We start from the raw sequence: 23352 nt of genomic DNA on the forward strand, positions 1-23352 counted from the left end.
AGGACAGGCATGATCGAACAGACTTTCGCCAGCCACGACGGGGTTGAGCTTTTCTACCGTTATTGGCCGGCCCGCTCCGGCACGCCGAAAGGCGCGATCGTGCTTCTGCACCGCGGACACGAGCACGGCGGGCGGGTCGCGCATATCGTCGACGAACTCGGCCTCGATGATTTCGCCTTCTACGCCTGGGATGCCCGTGGACATGGCCGCTCGCCCGGCGAACGCGGTTATTCGCCGTCGTTTGCCCACTCCGTGCGCGACCTTGATTGCTTCGTCCGGCATATTATGGAGACCGGCGGTTTTGCGATCGGCGATATCGCAGTCGTCGCCCAGAGCGTTGGGGCGGTGCTGGCCGCAACCTGGGTGCATGACTATGCGCCGGATATCCGCGCGCTCGTGCTGGCCGCTCCGGCCTTCGACGTCAAGCTCTACGTTCCCTTCGCGAAAGAGGGCATCGCACTCTGGCAGAAGCTGAAGGGCCGGTTTTTCGTCAATTCCTACGTCAAGGCACGCTTCCTGACGCATGACCGCGAGCGCATCGCCTCCTTCGAGGCCGACCCGCTGATCACGCGCCCTATTGCGTCCAACATCCTGCTGGAGCTTTATGAGGCTGCCGACCGTGTGGTGGCGGATGCCCGCGCCATTACGGTGCCGACGCAAGTCCTGATCTCGGGCAGCGACTTCGTCGTGCGCCACGCGCCGCAGCATCGCTTCTTCGAAAACCTTGGTGCGACGATCAAGCAACGCCACGTGCTGCCCGGTTTCTATCATGACACATTGGGCGAGCGGGATCGGGCCAAGGCGCTGGAGAAGGTGCGCACGTTCCTGCTCGCCCGCTTTGACGAACCGCCCGTCATGGCCGATGTGCGGGGCGCCCATCTTTCCGGCTACACCCGTGACGAGGCCGACCGGCTGGCGACGCCCCTGCCGCTGCTTTCGCCGCGCGGCCTCTATTGGGCGCTCACACGCGCCTCGATCCGCCTGGGCGGCCTGTTCTCCAAGGGGCTTGCGACCGGCGGCCGCACGGGCTTCGATTCCGGCTCCACGCTTGATTACGTCTATGAGGACGAGGCGCGCGGGCTTGGTCCGGGCGGACGTTTCATCGACCGGCAGTTCCTCGATGCCATCGGCTGGCGCGGCATTCGTCAGAGAAAGGTGCATCTGGAGGAAGTGATCGGCAAGGCGCTCAAGCATCTCGATGCCGAAGGAAAGCCGTTGCGCGTTCTCGACATCGCCGCCGGCCATGGGCGCTATGTGCTCGATGCCGTCGCTGCATCCGAGGTGAAGCCGGAGAGCATCCGCCTGCAGGATTATTCGCCCATCAACGTCGAGAAGGGTACGGCGCTGATTACGGCGCGGGGCCTTGGCGACAGGGCGGCATTCCACCGTGCGGATGCCTTCGATACGGAGGGCCTTGCCGCGATCGAGCCGCGACCGACGCTCGCCATCGTTTCCGGCCTCTACGAACTCTTCCCGGACAATGCCATGATCGAGGCCTCGCTTGCCGGCCTCAGCCGTGCGCTGCAGCCGGGATCGCTGCTCGTCTATACCGGCCAACCCTGGCATCCCCAGCTCGAGATGATCGCCCGGGCGCTGACCTCGCATCGCGGCGGCGAAGCCTGGATCATGCGCCGCCGCACACAGCAGGAGATGGATCAGCTCGTCGCGGCGGCGGGCTTCCGCAAGATCGAGCAGCGCGTCGACAAGTGGGGCATCTTCACCGTTTCGCTGGCCGAACGCGTCTGAGGCCGTCATGGGGGAGGGGGTCGCATCCATGCCGGGGAGTGAGCGCCGCGCCGTGTTGCGCGCGGCGGCGCTGTGGCTGCTTTTCCTGGCGCCATTCTTCTACCTGACCTACGGCACGGCGAACTGGCTGGCCTCGCTGCGATCCGATGTGCCGAACGTCGCCTTCGGCTGGGAACGTCACATTCCTTTCCTCGCCTGGACGATCGTGCCCTATTGGTCGATCAATGCCTTCTATGCCATCTCGCTTTTCGTGAACGACACGCCGGAGGCGGTCGGCCGGCTGGCGCGGCGTTATCTGACGGCGCAGGTCATCGCCGTCGCCTGTTTCGTCGCCTTTCCGCTCCAGGCCATTTTCCTTCGGCCGCAGACCGAGGGCCTGCCGGGCTTCATGTTCGATGTGCTCGGCGGTTTCGACAAGCCGTTCAACCAGGCGCCCTCGCTGCATATCGCGCTTCTGGTGATCATCTGGGATCACTGGCGTTTCCGGATTGCCGGCGCGGCCAGAATAATCTGGCATCTCTGGAGCTTCCTGATCGGGATATCGGTGCTGACGACATGGCAGCATCACGTGCTCGACATTCCGGCCGGCGCGCTTCTCGGCCTCTTCGCACTCTGGCTTTTCCCGTCGGGCGACAAGTCGCCGCTTTCCGGCTTCCGATGGACGGTGGAGGGAAAGGCGCGGCGGCTCGCCGCCTTCTACGCAGGCGGAGCAACGGGCCTGCTCACTCTGGCAATCCTCGCGACACGCAGTTCGGGCGCCGGTCTGCTGCTGCTCTGGCCGGCGCTGGCCCTCGCCATCGTGGCGCTCGGCTATGCAGGCGCGGGCGAAGCGGTTTTCCAGAAGGCGGCCGACGGCCGCATCAGCCTGGCAAGTCGCTGGCTGCTCATGCCCTACCGGTTCGGCGCGTGGCTCAACATGCTCTGGTGGACGCGCCGGCTTCCGGAGACGGTGGACATCGGCGATGGCGTGCTGCTCGGGCGCTTTCCTAAACGCAGTACGCTCTCGACGATCGCGACGGTAATCGATTTGACGGCGGAATTCCCGGGCCTTGTCGTGCCGGGTCTTGCCTGGCGCGCCTTTCCCTGCCTCGATCTCTTGTCCTTGACGGCGGGGCGCATTCGCGAAGCAGCGCTCGCCGTTGAGGAAGCCCGCCGCCACGGCCCCGTTCTCATCTGCTGCGCGCTGGGTTTCCAGCGCAGTGCCGTGGTTGCGGCCTGCGTTCTGGTTCGCGCGGGTCATGCGGCAAGTGCTGCAACTGCCGTGGCGCAAATCAGGGCCGCCGGCCGGCCGGTTCATCTGCCGGTCGAGACATACGTTGCGATCGACGAGGCAGCGCGATGACGGACTGGAGGATGCCGATCACGAAAGCGGCGCTGAGCCTCAGGCGCAACGCGCTCGCGGGCGGCGCTCTTGCGGTGCTGATCCTCGCCATCGCACCGCCGACCGCCGGCGCCCATGGTTTCACTGCGCTGCTCGGCTGGTGGCTATTGCTTGCCTTCTGCCTCGCGCCGCTCGCGCTTTCGGCTCACCTCCTGTTCGATGCGGCACTGTTCAGGCTGGCTGCCTCCCATGACGCGGAAGCGGCCGGGCTTTCGGCCATCGACGATGTGCTGGAGCGCATGGGCCTTCGACAGCGCGACGGCCGGCCCGCACCGCTTGCTGTCAGACTTGCGGGATGCCGCCGGCTCATCTGGATGCAACGCATTCTTCTGGCCGTTGCACTTGCGCTTTTTGCGATCCTGCTGCTCGACGGCCTTGAGGGCGGCGGCGCATGAGCGGGGCGAGCCTTCTCCAGAGAGCGTCTGCCGCTGTGCTCGCTGTGCTCGCCCGCGCCGTGACCGGCGTGCGCCCGATCTGGGCGGGCACGTCGCCGAACGGGCCGCTGCGCATCTATTTCGCCAATCATGCCAGCCACGGTGATTTCATTCTGGTTTCCACCTGCCTGCATCCGGCCGAGCGCGGCCGCACGGCGGCGGTCGCCGGCGCGGATTACTGGAACGCCGGTCGCGTCCGGCGCTTCATTGCCGGCAGGCTGCTGCGCACCGTGCTGGTGGAGCGCAACTGGGTCGAGCGGCGGGCCGATCCGCTTGCGGTGATGCTCGCGGCCCTCGATGCCGGCGAGAGCCTGATCTTTTTCCCCGAGGGCACCCGCAACATGACGGAGGAACCGCTGCTGCGCTTCCGCTCCGGGCTGTACAATCTGGCCGTCGCGCGTCCGCAGGTGGAGCTCGTGCCGTGCTGGATCGAGAACATGTCCCGTGTCTTGCCGAAGGGAGCATTCCTGCCTGTTCCGCTGCTCTGCCGCGTCGTGTTCGGCGCGCCGCTCAAGCTGGAAGACGGCGAGGACCGCAAAGTCTTTCTTGACCGCGCCCGTACGGCGCTTCTCGCGCTTGCGCCGCGAAAGGATGGAACACCGCAATGAGCGACGATACCACTTGTCTTTTCCTCGGGCTTGTCGCGGTGCTGACGGTGGCGAGCCTTATCGCGGCCATCCTATCCTGGCGCAGTCCCAAGCCTTTGCCTTCCACGCTCGACAACCTGAACGCCCGTATCAAGGCATGGTGGATCATGGTGGCGGGCATTTCCGTGGCCTTCCTGTTCGGCAAGGGCGGCGTGATCCTGCTTTTCGCCTTCGTTTCCTTCGCGGCGCTGCGGGAATATGTGACGCTGACCAATACCCGCCGCGCCGATCGCTGGACGCTGCTCGGCATGTTCCTGATCGTCATTCCGGTGCAATACTACCTGATCTGGATCGACTGGTATGGGCTCTATTCGATCTTCATTCCCGTCTACTGCTTCCTTGCCATGCCGGCGATTACGGCGCTGCGCGGCGATACGTCCCGCTTTCTCGAGCGGGTCAGTGAGCAGCAATGGGGCATCATGCTTTCGGTCTACTGCCTGAGCCATGTCCCCGCGCTGGTGACGTTGCCCATTCCCGGCAATGAGGGACGCGGCCTGCTTCTCATCGCCTTCCTGATCGCCACCGTGCAGGGCAGCGACGTGCTGCAATATATCTTCGGCAAGCTGTTCGGCCGGCACAAGGTGGCGCCTGCCATCTCTCCCTCCAAGACCTGGGAAGGCCTGATCGGCGGCATTGCCAGCGCTTCGCTGATGGGGGCGGGGCTCTATTGGCTGACGCCGTTCTCGCCGCTCGAAGCCGGGGTCTTGGCGGCGCTCGCCTGCATCATGGGCTTCTTCGGCGGCCTCGTTGCATCCGCCATCAAGCGCGATCGCGGGGTGAAGGACTGGGGCCACATGATCGAAGGCCATGGCGGCATGCTCGACCGCGCCGACAGCCTGGTCTTTGCCGCGCCCGTCTTCTTCCACATCGTTCGTTACGCGTGGACCTGACGGCGGGCCGGCTCTGTCACCCGCCGTCCCCGTCGGTCACAGTGCCTGCAACACACTGCGGAGGGCGTCGAGAAGCGCGTCCGCGTTCTCGCGCGAAAAGACGAGCGGTGGACGGATCTTCAGCACGTTAGCGCGCGGGCCGGAGGCGCTGATCAGCACGCGGCGCTCGCGAAGGCCGTTGACAATGCGCGTCGTGAGCGCAGCATCCGCGGTCTTTGCCGCCGGGTCCGCGACGATCTCGACGCCGATGAAGAGGCCGCAGCCGCGAACGTCACCGATGGCATGGTAGCGGTCCGACAGGCTCTTGAGCCCGTCCATCAGATAGCGGCCGACATCCAGCGCATTCTGCTGGAGGCCTTCTTCGCGGATGACGTCCAGCACGGCCTTGCCGGCGGCGGCTGCGATGGGGTTGCCGCCGAAGGTGTTGAAATAGCGGGCGCGGGGACCGAATTCGGCGATGATATCAGGTCGAAGCACGATGCCGGCCATGGGATAGCCATTGCCCATCGGCTTGCCGATCGTCACCATGTCGGGTGCCACCCCGTGGCGCTCGAAACCCCACATGGCTTCGCCCGTGCGTCCGAAGCCGGGCTGCACTTCGTCCGCGACGAAGAGGCCGCCCGCTTCATGGATCGCGTCCACCGCAGGCTTCAGGAAGCCTTTCGGTCCCTCGAAAATGCCGTCGCTCGAAAAGATCGTATCGGTGATCAGCATGGCCGGCTTGATGCCGTGCCGCTTCAGGTCGGCGATCGCCGCGCGAACGTCGCGACCGAATTTCTCCATCGTGTCTTCTGGCGTTTGGCGATAGCTGTCCGGCGCGGGAACGGTGCGCACATGCGGCCCGAGCGTGACGGATTCACCGAGTGAGGGCGAGAATTCCGCAACCGCGCTCGTCAGGCCGTGATAAGCGAGTTCCGTCGCGATGATGCCTGTTCCGCCTGTGACGAAGCGTGCGATACGCACGGCGAGATCGTTGGCTTCGCTGCCCGTGCAGGTGAACATGGCCTGGCTGAGCGCATCGGGGAACGTCGCCGTCAGCGTTTCGGCATAGTCGATGATCCCTTCATGGAGGTAGCGCGTATGGGTGTTGAGCACGGCCGTCTGGCGGGTGATCGCCTCCACCACGCGCGGATGGCAGTGGCCGACCGAGGCGACGTTGTTATAGGCATCGAGATAACGGTCGCCGGACGTGTCGTAGAGAAAAACACCTTCGCCGCGCACGAGATGCAGCGGCCTTTCATAAAAAAGGCGATAGGCAGGGCCGAGCACTTTTTCCCGCCGGGCGATCAGTGCCCGGTCCGCTTCGTCGAGCCGCTCGAAGTCCTCGCGCGAAAATGCATTTACCATCGACATGATCAGGCCTCGGAAAGATTGGGCACGAGCCATGCGAGCCCGGCCGGGTTGAGATCGGAGACGTTCTGCAGGCCCCTGAGGGCGGTGGCGTGGTTGCGCATGATGTAGTCCCGGTTTTCCGGGAAAAGCGCCGAGCGCCATTCGGCGATGATGATGGACATGGCCAGCCGGCAGCGCAGGAGAAGCGGCAGAAGCTCGATCTCCGCCGTCTCCAGCGGGCGCGCCGAGAGAAAGCCTTCAAGGAAGCCGCTGACACGCGCCGCCCAGTTGTCCGTGGCCAGATGATAGGAAAGGCCGACGGCAAGATCGTTGATGAGCGGCGCATGCACCATGTCGCCGAAATCGATGATGCCGGCCACCACGTCTGGCTCGGCCGGATCGAGCAGGATATTGTGCGGGTTGAAATCGTTGTGGATGATCTGGCGCCGCCTGAGGGCGTCGATGGCCGGCAGTGCGCGCTCGAATTCCGCCAGAACGGCTTCGGCCCGGGCGCGACGCTCGGGGGCGACGTGTCCGACGACGGCGGCAAGATCGAGCGTGTGGGAAATGTCCCACATCAGCTTTCCCTCCGGCGGGCGGCCCTGATAATCCGCAAGCCCACGGCCGAGTTCGGCGAGCGCACGGCCGACATTGCGGCTCTGCGCCGGCGTTGCGGGCGTGCGATATTGCAGTTCGCCGGGCAGGAAGGAAAGCAGGCGCATGATGCGCGGCCCGTCGGGGCTCGCGAGCATGTGGCTCTGCTCGCCCGCCTGGGTGCGGATCAGTCTTGGAACCGGTACGCAGGGCGCGGCCCTTTCGAGGTGCAGCAGCGCGCCGTCCTGGAATTCCAGCGCCGCGGGGTCCTCCGCTGCGTTGGCGATCTTGAGAATGAACGCCGTGCCGTCCGTTCGCCTGAAGAGAAAGGTCTCGTCCCGCTCGCTTGAGAGGCGCTTGACCTCGCCCTCAAGCCCATACACCGCTGCGACCGCGGCCGCCGCATCCGGCAGGGCCGTTACGGTCAGCGTCGCGCGCATCGAATCTGTTCCGGGACTGGCGAGCGATGGCTCGGTCATGCTGGCTCCGTTGGCGCGTTCTGCCGGCGTGTCGTTTTGCCGGAGAGAGAAGGCATGCTGGATTTCCGAAAGTTTCGAAGAAGGAACGACGCTTGCGGCCATCCCATACTTGAAACACGTCAAAAAAGATGCATCAAGTATCTTATATCTTATCGCGCAATTTTATCGGTCGGTCCATGGCGGAATTCACCACACTGGAACATGAGAACCTGAACAGTGTTGTCTACGGCGCACTGTGCGACGCGCTGATGCAGGGGCGGTTTCAGCCGGGCGACCGGCTCAAGATCCGCGATCTCGCCGAACAGTTCGGCACCAGTGTCACGCCGATCCGCGATGCGATCCTGCGCTTGGCCAATGATGAGGCGATCACGTTCCGCTCGCCGCGCGATATCCGCATCGCCGGGCTCAGTGAGAACCGCTACCGCGAAATCCGCGCCATTCGCGTACGTCTTGAAGGGCTTGCCGCGGAAACAGCCGCGCAGGTTGCCACAAGCGCCGATATTCAGGCTTTGGAACAAATTCTTCTGGAAAATGAAGCCGCTATCAAAGACGGCGATCGCTTGAAGGGCACGCAGCTCAACCAGGCTTTCCACTTCATGCTGCCGCGGATCGCCGGGCTTCCCGTGCTCACGACGATCTTGCGGCGCCTCTGGCTTCAGATGGGCCCGCATATTTCGGACGCCTATCTGGCCGGCGGGCGGGCGATGATCGACCACCATTACCCCGTCGTGGAGGCCTTGAAGCGGCACGATCCGACTGCCGCGTCGATGGCCATCGTGGACGATATTCTTCTGGGCGGGAAGCCGATTCTCGACCGTATCGGCGGTGGATCGCCGGATGCACAGCCTTCGGCATAAGGCCCGCCGAAAGGCTCTTGCATTTCGCTAACGGCCAATTACGATGTATCAAGCATCAACGGAGACCGCCGGATGACCGAAGAACGCCGCTACATGTTGCTGACGGGCGCAAGCCGCGGCATCGGGCACGCAACGGTCAAGCTGTTCCAGTCGAAAGGCTGGCGGATTTTTACCGTCTCCCGCCAGCCCTTTTCGGAAGAATGCGCCTGGCCATCCGCGCGTGAAAGCCACATCCAGGCCGACCTTGCCGACCTCAGCCAGATCGATCGTCTTGCCGCGACTGTGCGCGAGCGGCTGCCCAACGGCAGGCTGCATGCGCTCGTCAACAATGCCGGCATTTCGCCGAAGGGGCCGGACAGGAGCCGCCTCGGCGTGATGGGCACGGACGCCGAAGTGTGGACGCAGGTCCTCAACGTCAATCTCGTCTCGACAGCGCTGATCGCACGCGCGCTCATGCCGGAGCTGGAAGCGGCGAAGGGTTCCATCGTCAACGTCACCTCGATTGCCGGTTCGCGTGTGCATCCCTTCGCCGGTGTCGCCTATGCGGCTTCCAAGGCCGGGCTTGCCTCGCTGACCCGCGAGATGGCGCATGAATTCGGCAAGCGCGGCGTGCGGGCGAATGCGATCGCGCCCGGCGAGATCGAAACCTCCATCCTGTCACCCGGCACCGATGCGCTGGTGGCGGCAGAAGTGCCCATGGGACGGCTGGGAGAACCGCGCGAAGTCGCGGAGACCATCTATTTCCTGTGCACCGAGCAGTCGTCCTACATCAACGGCGCGGAAATCCACATCAATGGAGGACAGCACGTCTGACGATGATCAAGCCGCGACGGATTTCCGTTGACCGGCGATGATCGGAATGCATCAATCGGCCGACATGTCCCGGGGAAAGGACAGGCCGGCTGTAAAGGCTGCGAGGCCGCGCAACGTCGAAGGCGAGCGCGGAGCAGGGCCGAAGGTCGCGACAGAGCCGCACCGGCTCGTCAATAAAACAGAAAAGGGGAATGCCATGAAGACGATCGTTAAATCCGGAATCCTGGCGGCCGCTGCGGTCGCCCTCTCGGCAAGCCTGGTTCTTCCGGCCGCTGCGCGGGACCTTACCGTCGTTTCCTGGGGCGGCAACTATCAGGACGCGCAGCGCAACATCTATTTCAAGCCGTTCTCCGAAAAGATCGGCAAGCCGGTGCTCGACGAAGCATGGGACGGTGGCATCGGCGTCATCCAGTCGAAGGTCAAGGCCGGCGCGCCGAACTGGGATGCCGTGCAGGTGGAGGCCGAAGAACTTGCGCTCGGCTGTGCCGATGGCCTTTACGAGAAGATCGACTGGGACAAGATGGGCGGCAAGGACAAGTTCCTCGACAGCGCCGTCAACGATTGCGGCGTCGGGGCCATCGTCTGGTCAACGGCCATCGCCTATGACGGCGACAAGCTGGCCGAGGGGCCGAAGTCCTGGGCGGATTTCTGGAATGTCGAGAAGTTCCCTGGCAAGCGTTCGCTGCGCAAGGGGCCGAAATATACGCTGGAATTCGCTCTTTTGGCCGATGGCGTCTCCAAGGACGAACTCTATGACGTGCTGTCTACCGAAGAAGGGGTCGAGCGCGCCTTCAAGAAGCTCGATGAACTGAAGCCGAATATCGTCTGGTGGGAATCCGGCGCGCAGCCGATCCAGTTCCTCGCCTCCGGCGAAGTCGCGATGACTTCGGCCTATAACGGCCGCATCACCGGCATCAACCGCTCCGAAGGCAAGAACTTCAAGGTCGTGTTCCCCGGCAGCATCTACGCCGTCGACAGCTGGGTCGTTCTCAAGGATGCCGAGAACAAGGATGTCGCACAGGACTTCATCGCCTTTGCGAGCCAGCCGGAGAACCAGGCCAAGCTGCCGGAATCCGTTGCCTACGGCCTGCCCAACAAGGAGGCTGCGGCCATGGTGCCGGCGGAGCTCGCCAAGGACCTGCCGACGGATCCGGCGAACCTGCCGGAAGCCATCGCACTCAATGTCGATTTCTGAATCGACAACGCGGAATCGCTGACGCAGCGGTTCAATGCCTGGCTGGCCCAGTGAGGATATCCGCGGCGAAGGGCGTCCTCACGGGCGCCCTTCCTGACTGGCCGGATGCGTCGCAACCCCTTCATGCCGCATCCTTCGCCGCTAGCGATGGAGCATTCCTTGGCCGAATTCATCAAATTCGATCGCATCACCAAATTCTACGGCCCGCTCTGTGTGGTCGAAAACCTTGACCTCAGCATTGCGAAGGGTGAGTTTGTCAGTCTTCTGGGGCCGTCCGGTTCCGGCAAGACGACGCTGCTCATGATGCTTGCCGGTTTCGAACAGGCGACGTCCGGCAAGATCCTGCTCGATGGTGCGGCCATCAACGATGTGCCGACCCACAAGCGCGATATGGGTGTCGTTTTCCAGAGCTATGCGCTCTTCCCCCACATGACCGTCGGCGAGAACATCGCTTTTCCGCTGCAAATGCGCGGCATCGACAAGGCCGAGACCGCCGCGCGCGTCAAGCAGGCGCTCGATATGGTGCAACTGTCCGCACTGGCCGACCGCCGTCCCTCGCAGCTGTCCGGGGGGCAGCAGCAGCGCGTGGCGCTTGCCCGCGCGCTGGTCTTCGAACCGCGCGTCGTGTTGATGGACGAACCGCTCGGCGCGCTCGACAAGCAGCTGCGCGAGCAGATGCAGCTCGATATCCGTGATCTTCATCGCCGGCTCGGGTTGACCATCGTCTTCGTGACGCATGACCAGTCCGAGGCGCTGACCATGTCGGATCGCGTCGCCGTCTTCAACAAGGGAAAGATCGAGCAGATCGGCACGCCGCGTGAGGTCTACGACGAGCCGGCGACCCGCTTCGTGGCCGAATTCATCGGCGAGACCAACCTCGTCGAGGGGGTCGTGGAAGCGATAGAGGGGCGGGAGGCGACGGTGCGACTGCCGAATGGCGCGCACATCGTCTCGGCCGTTTCGGACGGCGTGGCCGCTGGCCAGCCGGTCTACCTCTCCATCCGCCCGGAGCGCATCGATCTTGCCGAAGCCCGCGGTGAGGCCCGCAACGTGCTGGAAACGGAGGTCACGGACAGCGTCTACCAGGGGGATCACCTGCGCGTTCAGCTGCGGAACGACGCGCATCCGCTGATCGCGAAGCTTGGACGTCGCTCGCGGGAATTCGCGCCGGGCACCAAGGTCTTCGCTGCCTTTTCGGCGGGCGATTGTCGGGTCATCGCGCCATGAACGGCCCGTCGCCCCGCATGGGGCGCTCCCTGTTGCTGCTTGCGCCGCTTTTTCTCTTCCTCATCGGCTTCTTCGTCTGGCCGCTGTTCAGCATGATGTCGCAGGCCGTGTCCGACCCTGCGGTCCTGCGCCTCTTGCCGCGTACGGCAGATGTGGTGGGTGAGTGGGATCGCCAGTCTCCGCCGAGCATGCCGATGCAGACGGCGCTGATGGACGATCTCAAGGCTGTCGACGACGATCAGGCGCTCGGCGACATGGTGCGCCGCCTCAACAGCGCCCGCTCCGGCTTTCGCACCTTGATGTCGAAGACGACGAGCGCGCTTTCCGACACCGCAAATCCGCCGCCCGATCTGGTTTCCATCGACAAACGGTGGGAAAAGCCGGAATTCTGGATCGCGATTGCCGATGCACTGTCGCCACTCACCGACCGCAACCTGCTCGCGGCCGTCGATCTCGGGCGCAACGCGGCGGGCGCTATCGAGCATCTGCCAGCCGACCAGTCCGTCAACCGTGTGATCCTGGTGCGGACGTTCTGGATTGCGGCGCTTGTCACGTTCTTCTGTGCCTGTATCGGTTTTCCCTATGCGATCATCGCCGCATCGCTGAGCGGCTGGAAGCGTGACCTGATGCTGGCCGCCGTCCTGCTGCCGCTCTGGACATCTCTTCTGGTGCGCACGGCCGCATGGTTCATCCTCTTGCAGGAGCAGGGGCTGATCAACGACTTCCTGCGCGCCATCGGCCTCATCGACGCGCCGCTGGCGCTCATCTTCAACCGCACCGGCGTCATCATCGCCATGACGCATGTGCTGCTGCCCTTCATGGTACTGCCGATCTATTCGGTACTCATCACCATCCCGAAGAACCTCATGCCGGCAGCTGCTTCGCTCGGTGCGCCGCCGATGCGCGCCTTCCTGCGCGTTCTGCTGCCGCTCAGCCTGCGCGGCGTCGCGTCGGGGGGCCTGCTCGTCTTCATCTCGGCCATAGGCTACTACATCACGCCGGCGCTGATCGGCGGGCCGGGCGACCAGATGATTTCCTCGATCATCGCGTTCTACGCGACCGGGTCAGCCAACTGGGGCATGGCCGGCGCACTCGGCATGGTGCTGCTGGTGGCGACGCTGTTGCTCTACAGCGTCTATGCGCGGCTTTCCTCGGACGAGCCGGGGAGGCGATGACCATGCCGATGAAGATTGCAAAATTCACCTTCGCCCTGCTGACGATCCTGTTTCTCGTCGCGCCACTCATCGCCATCCTGCCGCTCGCCTTCACATCGAGCGTCATCCTGACCTATCCGATACCGTCGTGGTCCCTGCGCTGGTTCGAAGAACTGTTCTTCGCGGATGCCTGGCGCCGGGCGATCATCAACAGCCTGATCATCGGCGCGGGCACGACGCTGCTCGCAACCGTGCTGGGCACCGCAGCCTCGCTCGGCTTGCGCAACCGTCTTTTCTTTTTCCGCGGCTCCATGCGTACGCTCTTCCTGCTGCCCATGGTCGTGCCGGCGGTGGTGCTGGGCGTCGGCATGCAGGTGCTTCTCGCGCGCTTCGGCCTCATCAACAGCTATGCCGGCGTGATCATCGCGCATACGGTCGTGGCGGTTCCCTTCGTGGTGGTGAGCGTGACGGGCGCGCTTGCCGGCATCGACGAACGGGTGGAGCTTGCCGCCCAAAGTCTTGGAGCGCCGCCCGTCACCGTCTTCCGGCGCGTGACACTGCCCCTTGCCATGCCGGGCGTGCTGTCCGGCGCCGTACTCGCCTTCGCGACCTCGCTCGACGAGGTGGTGCTGACCCTCTTCGTCGCCGGTCCCAACCAGCGCACGCTGGCGCGGCAGATGTTCTCCAGCATTCGCGAGAACATCAGCCCGGCGATTGCCGCGGCAGCGTTCCTGTTCATCGCGGCGACCATCCTGATCGGCCTCGCCGTGGTGCTGTCGCGGTCTATGCTGGCGAAGCGGACGAGACCGGCCGCTTCATGACATCCGCAAGCACGGTATAGATACGCGGCTCGAGCATGAGGGCCACGTTGAAGCGCATGAAGTTGCCGGCACTCTGCGATACGCTGAACACGTTGCCCGGCGCCAGGACCACGCCCTGTGCGAGTGCCGTTTGCGCGACCTCGGCGGAATCCAGCCCTTCCGGCAGCCGGCACCAGAGATAAATCCCGCCGCGCGGCATCAACCAGGGCTCGATGCCGAGGCGGGACAGGCGGTCGGCCGTCTCGCGCCGGACGCGCACCAGCTTGCGGCGCACATCCTCCATATGCTTGCGGTATCCGCCGCCCGCCAGCATGTGGGTGATGATCTCGCTTGCCAGCGGGCTCGGGCCGCCGAAATTCGTCGCGATTTGCAGGTCGATCAGGCCCTCGACCCAATCCGGGCGCGCCGCGATATAACCGCAACGCACCGCCGCCGAAAGGGTTTTCGAGAAACTGCCGATCCGAATGACCCGCTCCAGCCCATCGAGCGCCGCAAGCCGGGTGGATGGCTCCAGCTCGAAATCCGCAAAGATATCGTCTTCGACGATGATGGTGTCATTGGCCGCGGCGGCGTTCAGCATCCGGTGGGCGACCTGGGGGGATAGGGTCGAGCCCGTCGGATTGTGGATCGTCGAATTGGTGACGTAGAGCCGGGGGCGGTGAGCCGGAGTATCGCCTCGAAGGCGGCGATGTCGGGCCCGTTATGCGTGCGCGCCACGCCGACAACCTTGACCTGATGCGCTTTCAGCATCGCCTGGAAATTGAAATAGCAGGGGTCGTCCACCAGCACCGTGTCGCCGGGCCGCAGGAGGAAACGGCAGATGAGATCAAGCGCCTGCGTCCCGGTGCTGGTCAGAACCAGGTTGTCGGGTCCGGCCGGAATGCCGTTCTCCGCAAGACGGCCGAGCAGAAGGCGTCGAAGGGCAGGGGAGCCGCGCGTGCTGCCGTAGTAGGCCAGGAGCGCGTCGTCGCTGCGCGCAAGGCTTCGGATCGCCCGCCGCACGGCATCGTTGGGCATCCAGTCGGCCGGCAACCAGCCGCAGCCGGGCTTGAGCGTGGTGTCATCAGCATCGAGCGACTGCCGCGATACCCAGAACGGATCGACGGCCCGCGCTTTGGGGTTTTCGGCCTCGGCGAGCTTCAGCGGCGGAAGGGCGGCGCCGGATACGTAGAAACCCGATCCCTGCTGGGCGCGGATCAGTCCTTCCGCTGCAAGCCGGTCATAGGCCTCCACGACTGTGGAAGGGGATACGCCCATCGTGGCCGCGAAATTGCGGATCGAGGGGAGGCGGTCCCCGGGACCAAGCATGCGACCGGCGATCCGCCCGCGAACGGCGTTCATGACATCGGAAGTCCGTGTGCCTGTTGCTGTCGTCGTCATGTCAGGCCTTTGTATGGCTCACTGCACCAGTACAGTTTTTTAGAATTGTACTGCACTGTTCCTGTCATTTCCAGTGTCCCCGCGCTTAACAGGACGGGAAAGGCAAGGTGCTATGAAAACATCGATGGAAGGCTGGGGCAGCGGGCTGACGGGCGTTGTCATCTTCAGTGGGTCGCTCCCGGCGACGCGTCTAGCAGTGGGAGATTTTTCGCCGCTGTTTTTGACCTCCGCGCGGGCGGTGATCGCCGGGACGCTGGCGGCGATCTTTCTCCTCGCCTTGCGGCAAGCCCGACCGCGGCAGGACAATCTCCTGTCGCTCGCCGTCGTCGCACTCGGCGTCGTCGTCGGCTTCCCGCTACTGACGGCGATTGCCCTGCAATATGTCACGGCCGCGCATTCGGCGGTTTTCATCGGGCTCCTGCCGCTGGCGACCGCGATCTTCGGCGTGCTGCGCGGCGGTGAGCGGCCCAAGCCACTGTTCTGGCTGTTCTCCTGCATCGGCAGCGCGACCGTCGTGGGCTTTGCTTTGACCGCCGGCGTGGAGGTTTCTCTTGTCGGCGATTTGCTGATGGTCGCGGCGATCATCCTCTGCGGTCTCGGTTACGCGGAGGGGGCAAAGCTCTCGCGCGCCATTGGCGGCTGGCAGGTCATCTGCTGGGCGCTCGTCCTGTCGCTGCCGCCGATGGCGGTCATCGCGCTTCTGTGGCTTCCGGATGCCTGGAGCGGCATTGCGCCACGTGCCTGGGCCGGTCTGTTTTACGTCTCCGTGTTCAGCATGCTGGTCGGCTTCTTCTTCTGGTACCGAGGCCTGGCGAAGGGCGGTATCGCGGCCGTCGGCCAGTTGCAGCTGCTGCAACCCTTTTTCGGTCTTCTGATTGCTGCCGTGCTGCTTCACGAGAAGGTCAGCCCGTTCATGATCGCGACGACGCTCGCCGTGGTGCTTTGCGTAGCGGGCGCACGGAAGTTCGCGCGTTAAGACGTAAACGAGGGGGCGTAAAACGCCCCTCGTCGACCGTTTTGCCGTGCTGCAAGTGTCGTACGGTTGACCGCGTGGCCACCAGGCAGGACTGACAAAGAGGAGAAGAGACGCTGCCTGAAGCCAAGGAAATGGATAGGCGGAAGGATGCCTTAGCCTATGCCGGCCCGCTTGGTGCGTCGTCGGCCGGTCTCATGATCCCCGCGTCGGTCTCGCAGACCTCGACATGGCGGGCGAGTGCTTTCGTGTTGAGGATGGCGGCGATGGTGGTGATGTCGCGGCGCTCGAACTTCGGCGTCTGCTGGACTGCTTTCAGTCTTTCCAGAAGGGCTAAGCGGGTCATGACAGCCTCCTTGCTATGCTGGTATGTGGTGATGCGCCCGAAGCGGGCTGCTTTCGGCTCGGTGTCCTTGCTGAGCGTTGAACGATGCCGCCCGCCCGGAAGGGCGCGGCGGCGTGATCGGTGGGAACCGTCAGGCGGCCTTCTTGCCGGCGTCGAAGGGGATTTCGATATCCACGGCGAGCGTGGAGACCTGCGCGCCGCGCTCCATCTTGATGCTGACCTTCTCGTCGTCCACCTGCATGTGCTTGGAAATCGCCTTCAGGATTTCATCGCGCAGCTTGTTGACGAGGTCGACATCGCCGGTGGCGGCGCGTTCGTGGGCGAGCAGAACCTGCAGCCGCTCACGGGCTGCCGGCGCCGACTGGCCGCGGGAGAAGAAACCGAAAAGTTTCATGCCGCCTTCCTTCCGAAAATCTTGCCGAGGAAGCTGCGCTTCTCGCCAGGAATCGTGACCGGCAGGTCCTCGCCCTTGAGACGGCGCGTGGCTTCGAAATAGGCGAGCGCGGGCGCGCTGCGACCGTCGGCCAGTGTCACGGGGGCGCCGACATTCGATGCGCGCAGCACGTCCATGCTTTCCGGGATGATGCCGAGCAGCGGGATGGAGAGGATCTCCAGCACGTCGTCGACCTTCAGCATGTCGCCGCGTTCCGCGCGGTTGGCATCATAGCGGGTCAACAGCAGGTGCTTTTCGATGCGCTCGCCGTTCTCCGCCTTCAGTGTCTTCGAATCGAGAAGGCCGATGATGCGGTCGGAATCGCGGACCGAAGAGACCTCGGGATTGGTCACGACGATGGCGACATCCGCATGGCGCATGGCAAGCGTCGCACCGCGCTCGATGCCGGCCGGGCTGTCGCAGATCACCCAGTCGAACGCGCTCTTCAGCGCCGCGATGACCTTCTCGACGCCCTCGGGCGTGAGATTGTCCTTGTCGCGGGTCTGCGAGGCCGGCAGCAGATAGAGCGTCTCGACGCGCTTGTCGCGGATGAGCGCCTGCGTGAGCTTTGCTTCGCCCTGAATGACGTTGACGAGGTCGTAGACGACGCGTCGTTCCGCCCCCATGACGAGATCGAGATTGCGCAGGCCGACGTCGAAATCGACGACGACGACCTTTTCGCCGTTCTGCGCCAGCGCGGCGCCCAGTGCGGCCGACGACGTCGTCTTGCCGACGCCGCCCTTACCCGATGTGACAACGATGACCTTGCCCATATACCTCTCCAGTCCGTAGGATTCGTGTTCAGCCGAGTATCGCGGCCTTGATGGTTTCGCCTTCGAGCCAGATCTGCCCGGCCTTGCCGCGCAGTTCGGGTTCCATGTCTTCGGCAGTCTTGTAGAAGCCGTCGATTGCAATGAGTTCTGCTTCCAGCTTGCGGCAGAAGATGCGTGCCTCGGCATTGCCGGTCGAGCCCGCCATCGCCCGGCCGCGCAGCGCGCCGTAGACGTGGATGGAGCCACCCGCGACGACTTCGGCGCCGGATCCGACCGACCCGACGATGGTCACGTCGCCCTCGGGAAAGAAGATCGACTGGCCGGACCGCACCGTGCGGGAAACGATCAGGGACGGCGCTGCCGTGACCGGCTGTTGCAGGGGAACGGCCGGTGCTTCGGCCTCAACGGGATCGACCGTCTCCTTCTCCGTCTTCTGCGATTCGGCCGGGGCTTCGAAATCGGCAGCCGGGCGGCCGTCGGTCATCGCCGGCGGCATGTCGGGGCCGAGTTGCGAGGTGCGCGCGCCCTCGATGCCCATCACCCGGACATTGCGGGACGACAGTTGCTCGACGAGTTCGCGCAGTTCCTGACGGTCGATATCGAGGCCATCGATATCCAGCACGACCGGACGGCGAAGGAAGAAGCCGGCCGAACGGGCCGCCAGATCGTCGAGCCGCACCAGCCAGTCCGCAACGGGCAGTTCCGGGGTCAGCGCAAGCGCGAGAAAGGACCGCCCCTTGAGGCGGATCGGCCGGGGTTGAGTTAACACGTCAGTCATCTTGGTTAATTTTCGGTAGCTTTGTGTAGCGGTGAAATGGTTAACAAAGCGTTAATTTCAGGTTTGGCTGGCGCGAGGCATGACGCGCCACAATTCACCGGCACGGGCAGCGCCAATGTGGCGCGGAAAGCCTGTGAGGCAGCATTTGGCGTCATGCCCGGCAGGCAATTTGGCCGCCGCTGCAACCGAGCGAAGTGAGGTTCAGCCGTCATCCGGCCGGTTATGCATCACGCGGAGTCTTCTTTTTGCCGGCGTAGCGGCAACGATTCTTCAGGCTGGAGCGATGAATTCGCCGACTCACTTGGCAGGCAGGTCTGGCGGCGACGTTACCGTCTCGGCGAATGCCATCCCGTCGGCTTCGGGAAAGGTGCGACGCGCAAGGGCGCGTCGCACGGATTTCGGGAGGGTGCCGTCAGAGCGACGCTTCGATCTTTTCGGCGGCTTCCGGCGTGACCCAGGCTTTCCAGGTATCCTTGTTTTCGGAGAGGAAGTGCTTGGCGCCGTCCTCGCCGCTCGCCTGATTGTCGGTCATCCAGGCCATCAGCTTGTTGATGGTGTCGTTGCTCCAGGAGCGCTTGTTGAGATAGTCCATGACCTCGGGGCCGACGCGCTCGGAGAAAGGTTTGGCAACCAGTGTGACGATCGTGTCCACCGGCCAGCCGTTCGGCTTCGGATCCGGGCACGCTTCGACGGTGTTGCAACGCTTCCACTCGGCCGCGTCATTGTCGACGCCCTCGGCGAGGCGTACCATCTGGTATTTGCCGAGAAGCGCGGTCGGAGCCCAGTAATAGGCCACGAAGTTTTCCTTGCGCTCGTAGGCCTTGGCCATCGAGCCATCGAGACCCGCCGCCGAGCCCGTGTCCACCAGCTTCCAGCCGAGCTTTTCGCCGTCGAAGGCCTTGAACAGCTGCGAGGTCACAACCGTGCCGCCCCAACCCTGCGGACCGTTGAGGATGGCACCCTTGCTCTTGTCTTCGCTGTCCGGGAACAGATCGGGATGCTTGAGGAGATCCGGGATCGTCTTGATGTCAGGGTGGGCTTCCGCGACATATTGCGGGATCCACCAGCCCTGCACGCCGCCATCTGGCAGCGGTGAACCGACCTGCACGATGCGGCCTTCATCCGTGCCCTTCTTGACGACGTCGGGCAGAAGGTCGATCCAGGCTTCAGGCGCGATGTCGGGCTGGCCTTTTTCGGCCATCGACGTGATCGTCGGCACGGTGTCGCCGATCGTGATCTCGGCATTGCAGCCATAGCCGGCGTTGAGAATGATCTTGTCGAGGTTGGAAATCACCTCGGCGCTCTGCCAGTTCATGCTGGCGATGGTGACATCACCGCATTCCGCAGCATTGGCGATGGACGCGCCGGCGAGAAGGCCCAGTGTCAGACAGGTCGATGCAAGCAGTCTCTTCATTGTGGTTCCCTTTGTTTGCGGCATCTTCTCTGCGGGCCGCCGCTTTGGCCCCATCCTGCGTCGCTAGGAACCGTCTCCCAGGCGCAGCGATTTCTCTTGGGCCGCGGTCAGGCCCTGTGCGACGGCGGCGCGAAACCCCGCGCGTGTCATCGCCTCGATAGCCGCTGCGGTGGTGCCGCGATACTCGAGAAAGGTCCTGACCGTTTCGGCGGGACAGTCGTCTCGTTGCTCCAGCATCCGGCCGGCACCGATCAGAAGCATGTTGACCGCGCGGCGTGCGACATGCGGGTCGAGCCCCCTGGAAACAGCATCGGCCATCATGGCGTCGGCGAGGAGCGCCGGAAACGCCGGACCGGAGCCCGTGAGGCCGGTGAGATAGTCGATCTCCGCTTCACTGCGCACCTCGTCCTGTACGCCACAGGCATCGAAGATCGCCCTGATGATCGCGCGGTCGGCGTCCTCGATCCCGTCGGCCGCCAGCCATGGCGTATAGGATCTGCGGACTTCCGCTGCGGCGTTCGGCAGGGCGCGGACGGCTCTGTGAGTGCGGTGGCGGTCGCCAAGTGCTGCGAGACGGATGCCGGCCATGACGGAGATCACGAGCTTGCCGTCCGCCGTCACGTTGAGGTCCTGCCAGTCGGACGGGCGGATGGAGAGGATGACGATATCGGAGCGATCGGCAAGCGCCTGGTTGTCTTTCGTCCAGAAGGCGCCGGGGAAACGGTCCGGGCGTGTGCTGCGGTAGGAGACGGCGAGATTTTCCGGGGCGACGACACCGGACTCCAGCATCGCGGCGGCCATCGCACCGCCTAGCCAGCCGGCCCCGCCGATAATGCCGATCCTCAGGTCCTTGCCCTGTTCCACCCTGCTTTCACTCCGGTTTGTACCCATGCCGCGCGAAGAAGCGATCGAGTTCCCGCTGTTGCGGAACCTCGCCGGTATAGATCGCGATATATTCGGGGATGCGCTTCATGCGCAGCGCGATGTCCTCGCGCGACTGCATGGAGATATAGCCGATCTGGACGAGATAGGTCGTGCGCGCGCGAACGTCGGCGGGGCCTTCCTCATGGCCGAACCGCACGAACATCCGGCGGAGCGCTTCCATTCTCGTCTGGTCGGCCGCATGCACTTCCGCGAGGATATCGGGAGACTGCAATGCCCAGCTGCGAACGGCAAATTCGAACTGTGAATCGAACAGGTCCTTGTTCAGCCAGCAATCGAAGACATTGAGCATCGCCTCGGCGAGTGTCTCCGCATAGGCCTCTGACTGTTTCACGAGGTTGCCGGTGTTCTTGTCCCTCCAGCGCGCGATCAGCGCATCGAGCAACTCTTCACGGTCCTTGAAGAACCAGTAGAAACTGGTGCGGGAGAGATTGAGCCTTTTGGCCAGCGGCAGGATCTTGACCGAGTCGACGCCGGACTCGAGCAGCGCCTCATAGGCGGCCTCCAGCCATCCCTCCTGGGAGCCACGCCAGCCGCTGTCAGTGGTCGCCTGTTCCATGAAATCCTCCTAGCAAATCCGTCCCACTGGAGCAAGGAAAATGTACACATATGTCAATTAGCCGAACGAGCCTGTCCGATAATATTGACGCTTATGTACATTTCTGTTTAGCTTCCATCATAATTCCCTTAGACCGGAGCCCGGCGCATGTCGAACGATCCTCTGCTTCAGCCGTATCAGCTGAAGCATCTGACCCTCCGCAACCGCATCATCGTCACCTCGCACGAACCGGCCTATCCCGAGGATGGCATGCCGAAGGGTCGCTACCGGGCCTATACGGTGGAGCGCGCCAAGGGCGGGGTCGCGATGACGATGACGGCCGGCTCCGCCGCCGTCTCCAAGGATAGCCCGCCGGTCTTCAACAACCTGCTGGCTTACAAGGACGAGATCGTCCCGTGGATCCGCGAGATGACCGACGCCGTGCACGAGGAAGGCGCGGCCATCATGATCCAGCTGACCCATCTCGGCCGCCGCACGCGCTGGGACAAGGGCGACTGGCTGCCGGTCGTGGCGCCGTCGCATCACCGCGAGGCAGCGCACCGTGCGTTTCCGAAGAAGCTGGAAGACTGGGATATCGAAAGGATCATCAAGGACTTCGCCGATGCGGCCGAGCGCATGAAGGCCGGCGGCATGGACGGGGTCGAGCTGGAGGCCTACGGCCACCTGATCGACCAGTTCAATTCGCCGCTGACCAATGAGCTGGACGGCCCCTATGGCGGCTCGCTCGACAACCGCCTGCGCTTCTGTCTCGACGTGTTCAAGGCGATGCGCGAGCGCGTCGGCGACGATTTCATTCTCGGCGTGCGCTACACCGCCGACGAATGTCTTCCCGGCGGGACCGGAAAGGCCGAGGGCCTCGAAATCTCCCGCCGCCTCAAGGAAAGCGGCCTGATCGACTACCTCAACGTCATCCGCGGCCATATCGACACCGATCCCGGTCTGACGGATGTCATCCCGATCCAGGGCATGGCGAGTGCGCCGCACCTCGATTTTGCCGGCGACGTGCGCGCAGCCACGAAGTTCCCGACCTTCCACGCGGCCAAGATCCAGGACGTGGCTACCGCGCGCCACGCCATCGCGATGGGCAAGGTCGACATGATCGGCATGACGCGCGCGCATATGACCGACCCGCACATCCTGCGCAAGATCATCGAGAAGCGCGAGGACGACATCCGGCCCTGCGTCGGGGCGAACTACTGTCTCGATCGCATCTACCAGGGCGGCCTGGCGTTCTGCATCCACAATGCTGCGACCGGGCGCGAAGAGACGATGCCGCATGTCATTCCGAAGGCGGAGGTGCGCAGGAAGGTCGTCATCGTCGGCGCCGGCCCGGCCGGGCTGGAGGCGGCGCGTGTCTCGGCCGAGCGCGGTCACGAGGTCGTTGTCTTCGAAGCGGCGAACAATGCCGGCGGCCAGATCCGGCTGACGGCGCAGAGCGAGCGTCGCCGCGAAATGATCGGCATCATCGACTGGCGCATGAGCCAGTGCGAGAAGCTGGGCGTGACCTTCCATTTCAACACCTGGGCGGATGCCGAGACGATCACGGCTGAGACGCCTGATGTCGTGATCATCGCAACGGGCGGACTGCCGCATACGGATGTGCTCACCAGCGGCAACGAACTGGTCGTTTCCTCCTGGGATATCATCTCCGGCGATGTGAAGCCCGGCACCAACGTGCTCGTCTACGATGATGCGGGCGATCACGCCGGTCTGCAGGCCGCCGAGTTCATCGCGAAGGCCGGTGGCAAGGTCGAGATCATGACGCCGGACCGGTCCTTCGCGCCCGAGGTCATGGCCATGAACCTCGTGCCCTACATGCGCTCGCTGCAAAAGCTCGACACGACCTTTACCGTCACATACCGGCTGGAAGCGGCCGAGAAGAGCGGCAATCAGATCATCGCCCATGTCGGAAGCGACTACGGCGGCGTCTCCCGCCAGCGTACGGTGGACCAGATCGTCGTCAACCATGGCACAATTCCGCTGGATGACCTCTATTTCGAGCTGAAGCCCGGTTCGAGCAATCTCGGCGAGGTTTCCTATGACGACCTCGTCGCAGGAGCGCCGCAGACCGTGCGGCGCAATCCTGACGGCGCCTACCAGCTCTTCCGGATCGGCGATGCGGTTGCCGCGCGCAACACCCATGCCGCCATCTACGACGCCCTGCGCCTGGCGAAGGACCTCTGA

The 23352-nt window shown here is 64.1% G+C and carries 22 protein-coding genes and 1 pseudogene; 13 read left to right on the top strand and 10 right to left on the bottom strand.

What is annotated here, in order from left to right:
• Window positions 1-9: 9 nt before the first annotated feature.
• Genes GR158_RS07500 through GR158_RS07520 form a run of 5 tightly spaced genes read left to right on the top strand, consistent with a single transcriptional unit; the run spans window position 10 to window position 5098 of the window.
• A complete protein-coding gene (locus tag GR158_RS07500) occupies window positions 10-1746 on the top strand; it encodes a bifunctional alpha/beta hydrolase/class I SAM-dependent methyltransferase (RefSeq protein ID WP_160870581.1) in 1737 nt (578 codons plus the stop codon).
• A 28-nt stretch (window positions 1747-1774) separates the two neighbouring features.
• Window positions 1775-3088 (top strand): phosphatase PAP2/dual specificity phosphatase family protein, encoded by a 1314-nt coding sequence (locus GR158_RS07505; RefSeq protein WP_246665563.1) that lies wholly within the window; start codon window positions 1775-1777, stop codon window positions 3086-3088.
• Window positions 3085-3522 (top strand): hypothetical protein, encoded by a 438-nt coding sequence (locus GR158_RS07510; protein ID WP_160870583.1) that lies wholly within the window; start codon window positions 3085-3087, stop codon window positions 3520-3522. Before GR158_RS07505 ends, GR158_RS07510 begins: the two co-directional genes overlap by 4 nt.
• The gene (locus tag GR158_RS07515) at window positions 3519-4169 is read left to right on the top strand and encodes a lysophospholipid acyltransferase family protein (protein ID WP_160870584.1); all 651 of its coding nucleotides are present in this window, start codon (window positions 3519-3521) and stop codon (window positions 4167-4169) included. The genes GR158_RS07510 and GR158_RS07515 overlap by 4 nt, the downstream gene beginning before the upstream one ends.
• The gene (locus tag GR158_RS07520; RefSeq protein WP_160870585.1) at window positions 4166-5098 is read left to right on the top strand and encodes a phosphatidate cytidylyltransferase; all 933 of its coding nucleotides are present in this window, start codon (window positions 4166-4168) and stop codon (window positions 5096-5098) included. The genes GR158_RS07515 and GR158_RS07520 overlap by 4 nt, the downstream gene beginning before the upstream one ends.
• A 36-nt stretch (window positions 5099-5134) precedes the next feature.
• On the opposite strand, the gene GR158_RS07525 is transcribed toward GR158_RS07520, so the two are convergent.
• On the bottom strand, window positions 5135-6451 hold the full coding sequence (locus GR158_RS07525) for an aspartate aminotransferase family protein (RefSeq protein WP_160870586.1): 1317 nt from the start codon (window positions 6449-6451) through the stop codon (window positions 5135-5137).
• A 2-nt stretch (window positions 6452-6453) separates the two neighbouring features.
• Window positions 6454-7503, bottom strand: coding sequence for a phosphotransferase (locus GR158_RS07530; protein WP_160870587.1), 1050 nt, complete (start codon window positions 7501-7503; stop codon window positions 6454-6456).
• A 176-nt stretch (window positions 7504-7679) separates the two neighbouring features.
• Between GR158_RS07530 and GR158_RS07535 the strand changes: the two genes are divergently transcribed.
• The 6 genes from GR158_RS07535 (at window position 7680) to GR158_RS07560 (ending at window position 13570) form a co-directional block, all read left to right on the top strand.
• Window positions 7680-8360, top strand: a complete 681-nt coding sequence (locus GR158_RS07535) for a GntR family transcriptional regulator (protein ID WP_160870588.1) — start codon at window positions 7680-7682, stop codon at window positions 8358-8360.
• A gap of 72 nt (window positions 8361-8432) precedes the next feature.
• Window positions 8433-9173, top strand: a complete 741-nt coding sequence (locus GR158_RS07540) for an SDR family NAD(P)-dependent oxidoreductase (RefSeq protein WP_134648803.1) — start codon at window positions 8433-8435, stop codon at window positions 9171-9173.
• A 196-nt stretch (window positions 9174-9369) separates the two neighbouring features.
• Window positions 9370-10368 carry an ABC transporter substrate-binding protein gene (locus GR158_RS07545; RefSeq protein WP_160870589.1) on the top strand — a complete coding sequence of 333 codons (999 nt, stop codon included), beginning with the start codon at window positions 9370-9372 and terminating at the stop codon, window positions 10366-10368.
• A gap of 147 nt (window positions 10369-10515) precedes the next feature.
• Window positions 10516-11595, top strand: coding sequence for an ABC transporter ATP-binding protein (locus GR158_RS07550; RefSeq protein ID WP_160870590.1), 1080 nt, complete (start codon window positions 10516-10518; stop codon window positions 11593-11595).
• Window positions 11592-12770: an ABC transporter permease gene (locus GR158_RS07555; RefSeq protein WP_160870591.1), complete on the top strand. Its 1179-nt coding sequence runs from the start codon at window positions 11592-11594 to the stop codon at window positions 12768-12770. The genes GR158_RS07550 and GR158_RS07555 overlap by 4 nt, the downstream gene beginning before the upstream one ends.
• Window positions 12771-12772: 2 nt before the next feature.
• On the top strand, window positions 12773-13570 hold the full coding sequence (locus GR158_RS07560; protein ID WP_134648807.1) for an ABC transporter permease: 798 nt from the start codon (window positions 12773-12775) through the stop codon (window positions 13568-13570).
• On the opposite strand, the pseudogene GR158_RS07565 reads toward GR158_RS07560, so the two are convergent.
• Window positions 13533-14950: pseudogene (locus GR158_RS07565) on the bottom strand (PLP-dependent aminotransferase family protein). The gene GR158_RS07560 and the pseudogene GR158_RS07565 overlap by 38 nt on opposite strands.
• A gap of 112 nt (window positions 14951-15062) precedes the next feature.
• Between GR158_RS07565 and GR158_RS07570 the strand changes: the two are divergent.
• The gene (locus GR158_RS07570) at window positions 15063-15926 is read left to right on the top strand and encodes a DMT family transporter (RefSeq protein ID WP_160870592.1); all 864 of its coding nucleotides are present in this window, start codon (window positions 15063-15065) and stop codon (window positions 15924-15926) included.
• A gap of 157 nt (window positions 15927-16083) precedes the next feature.
• On the opposite strand, the gene GR158_RS07575 is transcribed toward GR158_RS07570, so the two are convergent.
• The 7 genes from GR158_RS07575 to GR158_RS07605 all read right to left on the bottom strand — a co-directional run bounded on the left by GR158_RS07575 (window position 16084) and on the right by GR158_RS07605 (window position 21168).
• Window positions 16084-16269, bottom strand: a complete 186-nt coding sequence (locus tag GR158_RS07575; RefSeq protein WP_160870593.1) for a hypothetical protein — start codon at window positions 16267-16269, stop codon at window positions 16084-16086.
• A 130-nt stretch (window positions 16270-16399) separates the two neighbouring features.
• A complete protein-coding gene (minE, locus tag GR158_RS07580; protein WP_134648810.1) occupies window positions 16400-16663 on the bottom strand; it encodes a cell division topological specificity factor MinE in 264 nt (87 codons plus the stop codon).
• Complete coding sequence (gene minD / locus GR158_RS07585; RefSeq protein WP_134648811.1) at window positions 16660-17475, bottom strand: septum site-determining protein MinD; 816 nt, start codon at window positions 17473-17475, stop codon at window positions 16660-16662. The genes minE and minD overlap by 4 nt, the downstream gene beginning before the upstream one ends.
• A gap of 28 nt (window positions 17476-17503) precedes the next feature.
• The gene (gene minC, locus GR158_RS07590) at window positions 17504-18253 is read right to left on the bottom strand and encodes a septum site-determining protein MinC (RefSeq protein WP_160870594.1); all 750 of its coding nucleotides are present in this window, start codon (window positions 18251-18253) and stop codon (window positions 17504-17506) included.
• 412 nt (window positions 18254-18665) lie between these two features.
• A complete protein-coding gene (locus GR158_RS07595; protein ID WP_160870595.1) occupies window positions 18666-19667 on the bottom strand; it encodes an ABC transporter substrate-binding protein in 1002 nt (333 codons plus the stop codon).
• A 63-nt stretch (window positions 19668-19730) separates the two neighbouring features.
• On the bottom strand, window positions 19731-20558 hold the full coding sequence (locus GR158_RS07600) for a pyrroline-5-carboxylate reductase (protein WP_160870596.1): 828 nt from the start codon (window positions 20556-20558) through the stop codon (window positions 19731-19733).
• Entirely contained in the window at window positions 20539-21168 is a 630-nt protein-coding gene (locus GR158_RS07605; RefSeq protein WP_160870597.1) for a TetR/AcrR family transcriptional regulator, read from the bottom strand. The genes GR158_RS07600 and GR158_RS07605 overlap by 20 nt, the downstream gene beginning before the upstream one ends.
• A 147-nt stretch (window positions 21169-21315) precedes the next feature.
• Between GR158_RS07605 and GR158_RS07610 the strand changes: the two genes are divergently transcribed.
• Window positions 21316-23352, top strand: a complete 2037-nt coding sequence (locus GR158_RS07610; RefSeq protein ID WP_160870598.1) for an NADH:flavin oxidoreductase — start codon at window positions 21316-21318, stop codon at window positions 23350-23352.

It is taken from the genome of Shinella sp. AETb1-6, assembly GCF_009826875.1.
In the GTDB taxonomy this organism is placed as follows: domain Bacteria; phylum Pseudomonadota; class Alphaproteobacteria; order Rhizobiales; family Rhizobiaceae; genus Shinella; species Shinella sumterensis.

Bases quoted from the DNA above. Each gene is read 5' to 3' on its own strand.
- GR158_RS07500 (WP_160870581.1), top strand. From the start codon at position 10: ATGATCGAACAGACTTTCGCCAGCCACGACGGGGTTGAGCTTTTCTAC.
- GR158_RS07505 (WP_246665563.1), top strand. From the start codon at position 1,775: ATGCCGGGGAGTGAGCGCCGCGCCGTGTTGCGCGCGGCGGCGCTGTGG.
- GR158_RS07510 (WP_160870583.1), top strand. From the start codon at position 3,085: ATGACGGACTGGAGGATGCCGATCACGAAAGCGGCGCTGAGCCTCAGG.
- GR158_RS07515 (WP_160870584.1), top strand. From the start codon at position 3,519: ATGAGCGGGGCGAGCCTTCTCCAGAGAGCGTCTGCCGCTGTGCTCGCT.
- GR158_RS07520 (WP_160870585.1), top strand. From the start codon at position 4,166: ATGAGCGACGATACCACTTGTCTTTTCCTCGGGCTTGTCGCGGTGCTG.
- GR158_RS07525 (WP_160870586.1), bottom strand. From the start codon at position 6,451: ATGTCGATGGTAAATGCATTTTCGCGCGAGGACTTCGAGCGGCTCGAC.
- GR158_RS07530 (WP_160870587.1), bottom strand. From the start codon at position 7,503: ATGACCGAGCCATCGCTCGCCAGTCCCGGAACAGATTCGATGCGCGCG.
- GR158_RS07535 (WP_160870588.1), top strand. From the start codon at position 7,680: ATGGCGGAATTCACCACACTGGAACATGAGAACCTGAACAGTGTTGTC.
- GR158_RS07540 (WP_134648803.1), top strand. From the start codon at position 8,433: ATGACCGAAGAACGCCGCTACATGTTGCTGACGGGCGCAAGCCGCGGC.
- GR158_RS07545 (WP_160870589.1), top strand. From the start codon at position 9,370: ATGAAGACGATCGTTAAATCCGGAATCCTGGCGGCCGCTGCGGTCGCC.
- GR158_RS07550 (WP_160870590.1), top strand. From the start codon at position 10,516: ATGGAGCATTCCTTGGCCGAATTCATCAAATTCGATCGCATCACCAAA.
- GR158_RS07555 (WP_160870591.1), top strand. From the start codon at position 11,592: ATGAACGGCCCGTCGCCCCGCATGGGGCGCTCCCTGTTGCTGCTTGCG.
- GR158_RS07560 (WP_134648807.1), top strand. From the start codon at position 12,773: ATGCCGATGAAGATTGCAAAATTCACCTTCGCCCTGCTGACGATCCTG.
- GR158_RS07570 (WP_160870592.1), top strand. From the start codon at position 15,063: ATGAAAACATCGATGGAAGGCTGGGGCAGCGGGCTGACGGGCGTTGTC.
- GR158_RS07575 (WP_160870593.1), bottom strand. From the start codon at position 16,269: ATGACCCGCTTAGCCCTTCTGGAAAGACTGAAAGCAGTCCAGCAGACG.
- minE (WP_134648810.1), bottom strand. From the start codon at position 16,663: ATGAAACTTTTCGGTTTCTTCTCCCGCGGCCAGTCGGCGCCGGCAGCC.
- minD (WP_134648811.1), bottom strand. From the start codon at position 17,475: ATGGGCAAGGTCATCGTTGTCACATCGGGTAAGGGCGGCGTCGGCAAG.
- minC (WP_160870594.1), bottom strand. From the start codon at position 18,253: ATGACTGACGTGTTAACTCAACCCCGGCCGATCCGCCTCAAGGGGCGG.
- GR158_RS07595 (WP_160870595.1), bottom strand. From the start codon at position 19,667: ATGAAGAGACTGCTTGCATCGACCTGTCTGACACTGGGCCTTCTCGCC.
- GR158_RS07600 (WP_160870596.1), bottom strand. From the start codon at position 20,558: ATGGGTACAAACCGGAGTGAAAGCAGGGTGGAACAGGGCAAGGACCTG.
- GR158_RS07605 (WP_160870597.1), bottom strand. From the start codon at position 21,168: ATGGAACAGGCGACCACTGACAGCGGCTGGCGTGGCTCCCAGGAGGGA.
- GR158_RS07610 (WP_160870598.1), top strand. From the start codon at position 21,316: ATGTCGAACGATCCTCTGCTTCAGCCGTATCAGCTGAAGCATCTGACC.